The following is an 11,984-nucleotide window of genomic DNA, read 5'->3' as shown; positions in this document are numbered from 1 at the left end:
TCGAGGTCCGGACGCTCCTTTCGAAGTCCGGGTGACAGTTAATCATGCCGCGCCGCCGCTGCCAGCCCCCCGGAGTGCCGATTGCCAAGGAAGGATTGTCGCGGTAACCGGGGCGTCATGCCCCGCTATGCGCTGAAGATCGAATATGACGGCACGCCGTTTTCCGGCTGGCAACGCCAGGCCGACCGCGCGTCGGTGCAAGGCGCGGTCGAGGCGGCGCTGGCGCGGCTGGAACAGGGCTTGCCCTCGATCGCGGCGGCGGGGCGGACCGATGCGGGCGTCCATGCGCTGGGTCAGGTCGCCCATTGCGACCTGACAAAGGACTGGGACCCGTTCCGGCTGTCGGAGGCGCTGAACCACCATCTGAAACCGCATCCGGTCGCGGTGGTGGACTGCGCGCGCGTGCCGGACGATTTCCACGCCCGGTTCTCGGCGGTCGAGCGGCGCTATCTCTTCCGCCTCGTCTCGCGCCGGGCCCCGCTGGTGCATGACCGGGGCCAGGTCTGGCGCGTGAGTCACGATCTGGACCTCGCGCCGATGCAGGCGGCCGCGCACCACCTGCTGGGACGGCACGACTTCACCACCTTCCGCGCCTCGCTCTGCCAGGCCGCCTCGCCGGTCAAGACGCTCGACGCGCTCGATATCGAGGACATGCCCTATCCCGGCGGCCGCGAGTTTCGCTTTCACGTCCGCGCCCGCAGTTTCCTGCACAATCAGGTGCGCAGCTTCGTCGGCACGCTCGAACGGGTCGGCGCGGGCGCCTGGACACCCGAAGACGTCAAGGCGGCCCTTGAGGCGCGCGACCGCGCGGCCTGCGGCCCGGTCTGCCCGCCGGGCGGGCTCTACCTCGCCGGGGTCGGCTATCCGACGGACCCTTTCGCGCAGGAGTGACCCTCAGGATTTGGGTATTTTTGCCAAGAAGAAGCATCGGCGCAGGCCCCTTCTTCTTGGTCTCAATACCTCCGCCGGAGGCGCGCGCGCGTCAGCGCGCGCCCGGCCCAACGCGGCCCAAGCGGGGGCGCAGCCCCCGTGCCGGGGCCGGGGCGGGAGAGCTCAGGTCCGCACATCCGGTTCGCTGCGGCCGGTCCGGGCACGGATGCCAGCGATCTCGTCGGCCGCAGAGATGACATCGGCCAGAACCTCTTCGACCGGCAGTTCCAGCCGGGCCGGGTCGTCGACAAAGTCTTCCAGATAGACCCGAAGCGTCGCCCCCACCGTGCCGGTGCCCGACAGCCGGTAGACGATCCGGGCGCCGCCCTCGAAATGGATGCGAATCCCCTGCCCCGTGCTGCGCGCCCCGTCGACCGGATCGTCATAGGCGAATTCGTCCGACATCTCGATACGCCGCCCGGCAAAGCTCTGGCCAGGCAGGTCTCCCAGCCGTCCGCGCAGCGCCTCGAGCATCGCCTCGGCCTTGTCCTTGTCCACCGCCTCGTAATCGTGCCGGGTGTAGTAGTTGCGCCCGTAGGCCCGCCAATGCGCGCGCATTGTGTCGGCCACCGACAGCCCGGTTCCGGCCAGCACGTTCAGCCACAGCAGCACCGCCCAAAGCCCGTCCTTCTCGCGCACATGATCGGACCCGGTGCCGGCACTTTCCTCGCCGCAGAGCGTCGCCCGCCCGGCATCGAGCAGATTGCCGAAGAACTTCCAGCCCGTGGGCGTTTCGTAGCAGTCGATCCCCAGCGCCTCGGCGACCCGGTCGACGGCGCGCGAGGTCGGCATCGACCGCGCCACGCCCGAGAGCCCGCGCGCATAGCCCGGAGCCAGCGCCGCATTCGCCGCCAGCACGGCCAGGCTGTCCGAGGGCGTGACCACGATGCCGCGCCCCAGGATCATGTTGCGGTCACCGTCCCCGTCCGAGGCGGCGGCGAAATCGGGCGCATCGGGTCCCATCACCAGATCGACCAGCGGCTTGGCCCAGATCGGGTTCGGGTCGGGGTGCCCGCCGCCGAAATCCGGGCTTGGCAGCGCATTGATCACGCTGCCCTCGGGCGCGCCCAGCGCGCCTTCGAGGATCGCCTTGGCATAGGGGCCCGTCACCGCATGCATCGCGTCGAAGCAGAGCGTGAAGCCGCCCGCGATCAGCCCCCTTATGGCGTCGAAATCGAAGAGGCTTTCCATCAGCTCGGCATAATCCGCGACCGGGTCCACCACCTCGACCACCGTCTCGCCCAGCTTGATCTCGCCCGGCACCGACAGGTCCAGATCCTGTGCCTCGAGGATGTCGTAGGACGCGATCGTGCGGGTCGCCTCGAAGATGCGGTTCGTCACTTCCTCGGGCGCGGGGCCGCCATTCGGGGTGTTGAACTTCACCCCGAAATCCTCGTCCGGCCCGCCCGGGTTGTGGCTGGCCGACAGGATGATCCCGCCATCTGTGCCGCGCTTGCGGATCAGGTTCGAGGCCGCGGGCGTCGACAAAAGCGCCCCCTGACCCACGATGATCCGCGCCGCGCCGCCCGCCGCGGCCATGCGCAGGATCACCTGCGCCGCACGGTCGTTGAAATAGCGCCCGTCGCCGCCCAGAACCAGCGTCTTGCCTGCGACCCCGCCAATGGCGGTGAAAATCGACTGGACGAAGTTCTCCAGGTAATGCGGCCCCATGAAGACCGGGGTCTTCTTCCTCAGCCCCGATGTGCCGGGTTTCTGGCCTTCGATCGGGGTGGTCTCGACGGTGATTTTCTGCATGAGGGTCCGCTCTCCCGTGGCACTGGCTCCGCGCGGCGGAGCATAGCGGCCCTGCGCCCGGCCACAAGCCGATCCGCCGCGGCGCGGCAAGGCGAGCGGCGGAGCGCAAGCGCAAAAATGGAAAGAATGCGGCGGAACCCGCACGGGCTCCGCCACCGGGAAGGCTTGGCAGGATCCCGCCGCCATGCCTATCCTTCGGCGTGGAGGACCCCATGCCGATCCTGCCGCCCTCAGCCTCTGCGGCCCCTTGCGAGGTCCGCAACCAGCCGCCCGACCGGGGCGATGTCGACCTCTGGACCAGCGATCCCGCGCTTCGCGAGGCCGTCGCCCGCGCGGGCGCGCCAGCGGCCCCCCTGGCGGTCTACGGCCGAGAGATGGGCCGCGCCGAGATGCGCGCCGCCGGGCGGGCAGCCAACCGGAACGCCCCCGAGCTCGTGCCCCGCGACAGCGCCGGGCAAACGCTCGACGAGGTGCGATTCGATCCCGGCTGGCATTGCCTGATGCGCACCAGCATCGGTGCAGGCTATGCCGCGCTGCCCTGGGAGGGCGGGCCGGCCGGGCATGCCGCCCATGCCGCAATGGTCTACATGGCCGCGCAGATCGAGCCCGGGCATTGCTGCCCGCTGACCATGACCTATGCCGCCCATCCCGCTCTGGCCGCCTCGGACGCGCTGGCCGCCGCCTGGCAGCCGCTGCTGGCCTCGCGCCGCTACGACCCGGCGCCGCGGCCCCTCGCCGAAAAACAGGGCGCGACGCTTGGGATGGCGCTGACCGAAACGCAGGGCGGGTCGGACCTGCGCGCGACCGCCACGCGGGCCGAACCGGACGGCGAGGCCTGGCGGCTGACCGGGCACAAGTGGTTCTGTTCCGCCCCGATGTCGGACGGCTTCCTGACGCTTGCCCGGGCGCCGGGCGGACTGACCTGCTTTCTGGTGCCGCGCTGGTTGCCCGGCGAAGGCAACGCGATCCGCCTGTTGCGCCTGAAGGACAAGCTCGGCAACCGGTCCAACGCCTCGGCCGAGATCGAATACGACCGGGCCCTGGCCTGGCAGCTGGGCGAGATCGGCGATGGCATCCGCACGATCCTGACGATGGTGCATCACACCCGGCTGGATACCGCCCTGGCGCCTGCGGGCCTGATGCGCGCGGCGCTGTCCGAGGCGCATCACTGGGTCGCCCATCGCACCGCCTTTCAGAAGCGGCTGATCGACCAGCCGCTGATGCGCGCCGTTCTGGCCGATCTGGCGCTCGATGTCGAAGGCGCGGTCGCGCTGGGGCTTCGGGTCGCCGCGGCCGTCGACCGCGCCCGGGACGGGGAGACAGAGGCCGCGCTGGCCCGGATCGCTGTGGCTCTGGCCAAGTTCCAGACCAACAAGCAGGCCCCCCCGATGATCGCCGAGGCGATGGAGGTGCTGGGCGGCAACGGCTATATCGAGGACTGCCCGCTGCCGTTGCTTTACCGCGAAGCGCCCCTGAACGGCATCTGGGAAGGCTCGGCCAATGTGATCTGCCTCGATATCCTGCGCACGCTGGCCCGCGAGCCGCTGGCTGCCGAAGCGCTGGCCGCGGAACTGCACGCCGCGGCCGGGGCCGACCGGCTTTACGATGCCGAATTGCGCGCCCATGCCGCGCGCTGGCCGGGCCTGCCCAACGAGGCCGAGGCGCGCTGGTACGCCGAACAGACCGCGCTTTTGCTGACGGCGTCCGTCCTGTTGCGCGGCGCCCCCGATGCGGTGGCCGAGGCCTTCATCGCGACCCGGCTCGGCGCCCGGCGCGGCCGCGCGGCCGGCGCCTTCGGACGCCGCGAAAGCGGCGCCCTGCTCGACCGGCTGGGGCCTTCCACCGAAGCCTGACGGCTTCGCATCCTGTTGCCGTCTGCAAGGCGGTTTCGGGCTGCAACTTCCGGCCTGTTTCCCGGCCCGACACCGGCCGCCCCCACCGAAGGGGCGGCGCCTGGGCCGCGGCTCTAGCGCGCCAGAACCAGATCGGCCCGCAGCCCGCCCAGCCGCGCACTTGTGCCCAGATGCAGGGCCCCGCCATGGCCGCGCGCGATGTCGGCGGCAATCGCAAGGCCCAGACCGGCACCCGAGCCCCGGTTCTGGTTGCGCGACTCGTCCAGCCGCTGGAACGGCTGCATCGCCAGCTCGCGCTGATCCTCCGGGATGCCCGGCCCGTCATCCTCGACCGTGAAGACCAGCGCCCCGGGCCGAAGGTACAGCGACAGCGCCACCCGGGTGCCGTGCCGCAGCCCGTTGTCGATGAGGTTCTGCAAGGCCCGCTCGACCGCCATCGGCCGCAGCGAGGCCCGTTGGCCGCGCGGCAGGGCGCCCAGCTCGACCGTCCCCTCCGCCGCCCCGGCGCGCTGCGCGACACGGTCCAGCAGAGCGGCCGGATCGACCTCCTCGGGATCGTCCAGCGCATCGGCGCGCGAGAAGTCGAGGAAGGTGTCGATCATCCGCCCCATGTCGTTGATGTCGCGCAGCATCGCCCGGGTTTCCGGCGTGTCCTCGGCCATCGACAGTTCCAGCTTGAGCCGGGTCAGCGGCGTGCGCAGATCGTGGCTGACCCCCGACAGCATCAGCGTGCGCTGTTCGATCTGGCGTTCGATCCGGGCGCGCATGTCGAGAAAGGCACGCCCCGCGGCCCGCACCTCGGTCGCGCCCGAGGGCCGGTAGGGAATCGGGCGCCCCTTGCCGAAGGCGTCGGCGGCGCGGGCCAGGCGCCGGATCGGGCGCAGCTGGTTGCGCAGGAACAGGAAGGCGATCAGGGTCATCAGCGCGCTGGTGAAGACCATCAGCACCAGCAGCTGATGCGGGTTCGAGGCCGAAACCCGGCCGCGGTTGAACGACACCTCCATCGGCCCCTTGCCAGTCTCGATGCCGACCCAGACCCGCGAAGTGTCCGTCGCAAGGTCGATCCCGGTGAAGCCCGGCAGCCCCCGGCGCAGGGTCTCGGTGACGGTCTCGCCCGATAGGTCGTAGAATCGCCGACTTTCGTCCTGCGGCGCCTCGGCCGGCAACGTCAGACCCAGCCCCAGCGGCCGGGCCACGGCGCCGGCTTCGGTCCGCGCCTGGGCAAGGTCGGGCGCCGCATCGACGATCCGGGTCAGATAGGCCAGCTCCAGCACCAGCGCCCGGGTCATCTGCTGGGTGACATCGGCAAAGTGGCGCTGGATGAAGACCACCGACACCACCAGCTGGATGGTCACGATCGGCACGATCAGAATCAGCGCGGCCCGGCCGTAGAGCCCCCGCGGCAGCACCCGTTTGATCCAGCGGTCCACCATGCTAGAGCCATATCGGCAGCGCCTTCGCGACGAAAGAGGAATGATGGACGACTCCTTCGCCCCCGAGTCCTTTGCCCCCGAGCCCGGCCGGGCCGACCGGCTCGCGCCCGGACTGCGCCGCGTGCTGGCCCCCAACCCCTCGCCGATGACCTTCCGCGGCACCAACAGCTACATCCTCGGCGAAGGCGAGGTCGCGGTGATCGACCCCGGCCCGGCCTCGCCGTCGCATCTCGCCGCACTTCTGGCCGCGCTCGCCCCCGGCGAGCGGGTGAACCGGATCATCGTCACCCATTCCCATCTCGATCATTCCGCGCTGTCCCGCCCGCTGTCCGAGGCGACAGGCGCCCCGGTGCTGGCCTTCGGCGACAGCCGCGCGGGCCGCCGCGCCGAGCTGGCGGCGCTTGAGGGACTCGGCGGCGGCGAGGGCGTCGATGCCGGATTTGCCCCGGACGAGACGCTTGCCGACGGCGCCATCATCGAGGGCGCGGGCTGGACGCTGACCGCCCTGCACACGCCGGGCCATATGGGCAATCACCTTTGCTTCGCCTGGAGCGGGCTCGCGCCCGACGAGGGCGCGCTTTTCACCGGCGATCACGTGATGGGCTGGGCCAGCTCTATGGTTTCGCCGCCCGACGGCGATCTCGGCGCCTTCATGGTCTCGCTGGACCGCCTCGCCGCCCGGCCCGAGCGGCGTCTCTTTCCGGCCCATGGCGCCCCGGTGCCCGACGGTCCCGGCCGGATCGCGGCGCTCGCCGCCCACCGCCGCGCCCGCGCCGCCCGCATCCTTGACGAGCTGTCCCGGGGTCCGGCCACGCCCGCCGCGCTTGCCCGCGCGGTCTACACCGACACGCCCCCGGCCCTCCTGCCTGCCGCGACCCGCAACGTCCTGGCCCATCTCATTGATCTGGCGGATCATTCCCTGGCGACCCCGGACGGCGCCCTGTCCGCCGATGCGCTCTGGCAGCGTATCTGAGAGCCCCCGCGATCCGCGTGCATTTTTTCCGCAAGACCCTCTGGACGCCACTGAATCGACTTGCTATATCGCCCCCCAGTTCCGGCGTAGCTCAGCGGTAGAGCAGTTGACTGTTAATCAATTGGTCGTAGGTTCGATCCCTACCGCCGGAGCCAAACATCTTGCCCATACCGCTACGATTGCGGGCAAGATCATGACTGATCCCAATAAAATCAACATCCTACCTCAAATGCTCGGTTGAGCATTCGCCCGTACAGACCCGACAACACGTTTGACCTAGCGGTCAAAAATCGGTCAAACGCAGGGGTCGGCCATGCCACACCAGAAGATCACGCAGGCGCTTGTTGACGGCCTGCCCTACCAGGATTCCGGGACGTTGTGGGTCCATGATACCGAACTCGCAGGGGTCAACCTGTCCATCGGTCAGCGCACGAAGACCTATTACGCCGCAGGCGAGCACGGGAACCGCTTCATCCGCGTGAAGATCGGCCGCGCCGACGTGACGAAGGCGAACGTGGCGCGCGGTTGCGCCCGACCGAAGTCCTCGCGATGCACTGGGACCAGGTTGACCTCGACGCGGGCAAGGTCTGGTTCGGCATGGGTGGCGCGGCTGTCGCCCGTCATGCGCCAGCTCCATGCCGCCGGCGAGAAGCTCTTCGTCGACCATGCCGGCGCCACGGTCGAGGGGGCTTGCCCCGAAACGGGCGAGGTCCGGCAGGCGCAGCCCTTCGTGGCGGCTCCAGCACCTCGTCAGACCGCCCCGCCGGCTTGCAGTTACCCACAAGGGTCCTCCGGGACCTTTGCGGAGCGGGCGTCTTCAACGAGGTCGGCCAGGCGGGAGAAGCCGCTTCATACGACTGTTGTCCATGGTGGCGGGTCGGAAGCGCGGTCAAGATGGCCTGCGGGACGTGCGATCGCCCTGACGCAGAACTCGAGGTCGCGAGGTGAGGGCGGGGCAGTTCGTCTCCAGGATTCAAGCGCATCCTTTCGCCCATGGAAATGCTGAGGCGGGGATCGACCCCGCGATTGCCTCAAAAACATCCGACAGTCCTGAAAAAATACACGGGCTGCGGGGTTCCGAACTCAGGGAAGGCCAGCCCGGCTGGAACAGACTTCCCCCCAAAGCGGGACAAACTGGCCCGATTTGGGAGGAACTCTCGCCGGAGCGACATTTACCCGGTCTTAGCTGCAGCCGCTCGTCGCACCGCAGGTGTTGCACTTCATGCAGGTGCCGTTCCGGACCAGCGTGTAGTTGCCGCATTCGCCGCAAGGATCGCCCTCGTAGCCCTGCATCTTGGCCTTGACGCGTGCGTCCATCGGCACCGTGCCGGTGGCAAGCGCCGTGGCCGCCCCGGGGGCCGGGCGCGCGGCGGGCAGCGCGGCCGCCGTGTCGATGCTGCTGGCGAAGGCCACCGCCCCCATGCCACCCTGCAAGACCACCAGCTCCTGCGGCAGGCGCTTGCGCAGATAGCCCGTCGAGCTGATCTGCTTGAGCACCTCCAGCGATTTCGACGCGGCGCTGTCCGAGACCGGGGCGACATTGGCCCTGCCCTCTTCATGGCCGCTGCCCAGTTCCTCGAAGGCCGCGCCCTGCGGCTTGACATGGGCCAGATCGGTCCGGTCGAGATAGCTGACCGCCAGTTCGCGGAAGATGTAGTCGAGGATCGAGGTCGCGTTCTTGATCGAGTCGTTGCCCTGCACGACGCCCGCGGGCTCGAACCGGGTGAAGGTGAAGGCCTCGACGAATTCCTCGAGCGGCACGCCGTATTGCAGGCCCACGGACACGGCGATGGCGAAGTTGTTCATCATCGCCCGGAAGCCCGCGCCTTCCTTGTGCATGTCGATGAAGATCTCGCCCAGCGTCCCGTCCTGATATTCGCCGGTGCGCAGATAGACCTTGTGGCCGCCGATGATCGCCTTCTGGGTATAGCCCTTGCGCCGGGTCGGCAGCTTTTCGCGGTGGCTGCGGACGATCTCCTTGACCACCACCTTCTCGACGATCTTCTCGGCGATGACCTGCGCCTTCTCGGCCGGGGTGCCGGTCGCCAGGATCTCTTCGGCCTCCTCGTCATCCTCGACAAGCGCCGAGGCCAGCGGCTGGCTGAGCTTGGACCCGTCGCGGTAAAGCGCATTGGCCTTCACCCCCAGCGACCAGCTGAGTTCATAGGCCGACAGGCAATCCTCGATGCTGGCATCGTTGGGCATGTTGATCGTCTTCGAGATCGCGCCCGAGATGAAGCTTTGCGCGGCCGCCATCATCTTGATGTGGCTGTCGACGCTGAGGAAGCGCTTGCCCTTCTTGCCGCAGGGATTGGCGCAGTCGAAGACCGGGTAATGTTCGGGCTTGAGATGCGGCGCGCCTTCCAGCGTCATCGTCCCGCAGACATGGTCGTTGGCAGCTTCGATATCGGCCCGACTGAAGCCCAGATGGCGCAACAGGTCGAAGCCCGGATCGGCCATCTTGGCGGCCGGGATGCCCAGCACGCGGGTGCAGAATTCCTCGCCCAGGGTCCACTGGTTGAAGACGAAGCGGATGTCGAAGGCCGAGGGCAGCGCCGCCTCGATCTTGTCGATCTCGGCCTGACCGAAGCCATGGCCGATCAGCGAGGTGTGGTTGATGCCGGGGCAGTTGCCGAGCGTGCCATGGCCCACCGCATGGCCGATGATTTCCTCGATCTGGGCAGGTCCATAGCCCAGCGCCTCGAGCGCGGCCGGGACCGAGCGGTTAATGATCTTGAAATAGCCGCCGCCCGCGAGCTTCTTGAACTTGACCAGCGCGAAATCGGGCTCGATCCCGGTGGTGTCGCAATCCATCACCAGACCGATGGTCCCGGTCGGCGCGATCACCGAGACCTGGGCGTTGCGGAAACCATGTTTCTCGCCCAGCGCCAGCGCCTCGTCCCAGGCCGACATCGCCATCTCGACCAGCCGTTCGTCGGGGCAGTTGACGTGATCGAGCGGCACCGGCGGCACGGCAAGCCCGTCATAACCCTTGGCCTTGCCCCAGGCGGCGTTGCGGTGGTTGCGGATCACCCGCAGCATGGAGGCGGCATTGCGCTTGTGGGCAGGGAAGGCGCCCAGCTCGCCCGCGATCTCGGCCGAAGTGGCATAGGCGATGCCGGTCAGAACGGCGGTCAGCGCGCCGCACAGCGCCCGACCCTCGTCACTGTCATAGCCGAGGCCCATGGTCATCAGAAGCCCGCCGATATTGGCATAGCCAAGCCCCAGCGTGCGGAAATCGTAGGACAGACGCGCGATTTCCTTCGACGGGAACTGCGCCATCATCACCGAGATTTCCAGCGTCAGCGTCCAGAGCCGGGTGGCATGGGCATAATCCTCGGCCTGGAATGCGCCGTCGCCCCAGAAGGTCAGCAGGTTCATCGAGGCGAGGTTACAGGCCGTGTCGTCGAGGAACATGTATTCCGAGCACGGGTTCGAGGCGCGGATCTCGCCATCGGCCGGGCAGGTGTGCCAGGCGTTGATGGTGTCATGGAACTGGATGCCCGGATCGGCGCAGGACCAGGCGGCGTGGCCCACCTGGCTCCACAACTCGCGGGCCTTGACGGTCTTGGCGACCTTGCCGTCGGTGCGCCGGACCAGTTCCCAATCTGCGTCCTCGCGGACCGCCTTCAGGAAGGCGTCGGTCACGCGGACCGAGTTGTTGGAATTCTGGCCCGACACCGTGGCATAGGCCTCGCTGTCCCAATCGGTGTCATAGGTGGGGAATTCGATCGAGGAATACCCCTGGCGCGCGTAATCGAGCACGCGCTTGACGTAGGCTTCGGGCAGCATCGCCTTCTTGGCGGCCCGGATCGCGGCCTTCAGGCCGTCATTCTTGCCCGGGTCGAAGGCCGCATCGGCATTGCCGTCCCAAACGCGGATCGCATCGAAGATCGCGTTCAGGTGCTTTTCATGGGTCTTGGAGCCCGCCACGAGGCTCGCGACCTTCTGTTCCTCGATGACCTTCCAGTTGATGAAGGACTCGATGTCTGGGTGATCCATGTCGCAGATCACCATCTTCGCTGCTCGACGGGTCGTACCGCCCGACTTGATTGCGCCCGCGGCCCGGTCGCCGATCCGAAGGAAGCCCATCAGACCCGAGGACTTGCCCCCGCCCGACAGGGCCTCGCCCTCGGCGCGGAGCGACGAGAAGTTGGTGCCGGTGCCCGAGCCGTATTTGAACAGCCGCGCCTCGCGGACCCAGAGGTCCATGATGCCGCCCTCGTTCACCAGATCGTCCTTGATCGACTGGATGAAGCAGGCATGGGGCTGCGGGTGTTCATAGGCCGAACCCGACTTGGTCAGCTTGCCCGACTTGTAGTCGACGTAGTAATGCCCCTGCCCCGGACCGTCGATGCCATAGGCCCAGTGCAGCCCGGTATTGAACCATTGCGGGCTGTTGGGCGCGGCCATCTGGGACGCCAGCATGTAGCGCATCTCGTCGTAATAGGCGCGGGCATCGTCCTCGGTGGTGAAATAGCCGCCCTTCCAGCCCCAATAGGTCCAGGCGCCGGCCATCCGGTCGAAGACCTGCCGCGCCGAGGTCTCGCCGCCGAAGCGCGCATCCTCGGGCAGGGCTTCCAGCTCGTCCGTATCGGGCACGGACCGCCACAAGAAGGCGGGCACGCCCTCTTCGGGCACGCGGGCCAGCCGCGCCGGGACGCCCGCCTTCCGGAAATATTTTTGCGCGATCACGTCGCTTGCGACCTGGCTCCAGCCCGCGGGGACCTCCACCTCATCGAGCCGGAACACCACCTTGCCGTCCGGATTGCGAATCTCCGACGTCGTCGAGACGAACTCGAGCGCCCCGTAGGCGCCGGTTTCTTCGGTGGTGAATTTGCGTTCGATCTTCATGGATCTGCCCCGTATCCCGTATTTTTCTGTCCGGGCGCCGCGAGAGCGTCGCGTGCCCGTCTGCCAAGCTGTCTGCCGTCAGGCAAAGGCATGCTCTCCTCCGACGGCCGTGCCGCCGGACCGGACGTGCCCGCCATCTCGCGTGCTGTATGCCTTTGGTCCTGTCCCGCCGAGGCGCTGTTCCCG

General features: G+C 68.3%; 7 protein-coding genes and 1 tRNA gene. 4 read left to right on the top strand and 4 right to left on the bottom strand.

Annotated elements, in window-relative coordinates:
- Positions 1–117: 117 nt before the first annotated feature.
- Entirely contained in the window at positions 118–891 is a 774-nt protein-coding gene (gene truA / locus C8N38_RS08680) for a tRNA pseudouridine(38-40) synthase TruA (RefSeq protein WP_108026174.1), read from the top strand.
- A gap of 162 nt (positions 892–1,053) precedes the next feature.
- On the opposite strand, the gene C8N38_RS08675 is transcribed toward truA, so the two are convergent.
- Positions 1,054–2,685 (bottom strand): alpha-D-glucose phosphate-specific phosphoglucomutase, encoded by a 1,632-nt coding sequence (locus C8N38_RS08675; protein ID WP_108026172.1) that lies wholly within the window; start codon positions 2,683–2,685, stop codon positions 1,054–1,056.
- Between the two features lie 212 nt (positions 2,686–2,897).
- Between C8N38_RS08675 and C8N38_RS08670 the strand changes: the two genes are divergently transcribed.
- Complete coding sequence (locus tag C8N38_RS08670) at positions 2,898–4,538, top strand: acyl-CoA dehydrogenase family protein (RefSeq protein WP_108026170.1); 1,641 nt, start codon at positions 2,898–2,900, stop codon at positions 4,536–4,538.
- Between the two features lie 113 nt (positions 4,539–4,651).
- Here C8N38_RS08670 and C8N38_RS08665 read toward each other — a convergent pair whose 3' ends face one another.
- On the bottom strand, positions 4,652–5,971 hold the full coding sequence (locus C8N38_RS08665; RefSeq protein ID WP_425440028.1) for an ATP-binding protein: 1,320 nt from the start codon (positions 5,969–5,971) through the stop codon (positions 4,652–4,654).
- Between the two features lie 43 nt (positions 5,972–6,014).
- Here C8N38_RS08665 and C8N38_RS08660 point away from each other — a divergent pair, with 43 nt between their 5' ends.
- Together C8N38_RS08660 and C8N38_RS08655 are read left to right on the top strand one after the other, a co-directional pair.
- Positions 6,015–6,944 carry an MBL fold metallo-hydrolase gene (locus C8N38_RS08660; protein WP_108026168.1) on the top strand — a complete coding sequence of 310 codons (930 nt, stop codon included), beginning with the start codon at positions 6,015–6,017 and terminating at the stop codon, positions 6,942–6,944.
- 80 nt (positions 6,945–7,024) lie between these two features.
- Positions 7,025–7,099: transfer RNA gene (locus C8N38_RS08655), tRNA-Asn, on the top strand.
- A 286-nt stretch (positions 7,100–7,385) separates the two neighbouring features.
- On the opposite strand, the gene C8N38_RS08650 is transcribed toward C8N38_RS08655, so the two are convergent.
- Together C8N38_RS08650 and C8N38_RS08645 are read right to left on the bottom strand one after the other, a co-directional pair.
- Positions 7,386–7,568 carry a hypothetical protein gene (locus C8N38_RS08650; RefSeq protein ID WP_108026166.1) on the bottom strand — a complete coding sequence of 61 codons (183 nt, stop codon included), beginning with the start codon at positions 7,566–7,568 and terminating at the stop codon, positions 7,386–7,388.
- Positions 7,569–8,126: 558 nt separating this feature from the next.
- On the bottom strand, positions 8,127–11,798 hold the full coding sequence (locus C8N38_RS08645) for a vitamin B12-dependent ribonucleotide reductase (protein ID WP_108026164.1): 3,672 nt from the start codon (positions 11,796–11,798) through the stop codon (positions 8,127–8,129).
- Positions 11,799–11,984 lie beyond the last annotated feature (186 nt).

This window comes from Rhodovulum kholense (assembly GCF_003053725.1).
GTDB classification, from domain to species: domain Bacteria; phylum Pseudomonadota; class Alphaproteobacteria; order Rhodobacterales; family Rhodobacteraceae; genus Rhodovulum; species Rhodovulum kholense.
This window is presented reverse-complemented; position numbering and strand designations above follow the sequence as displayed.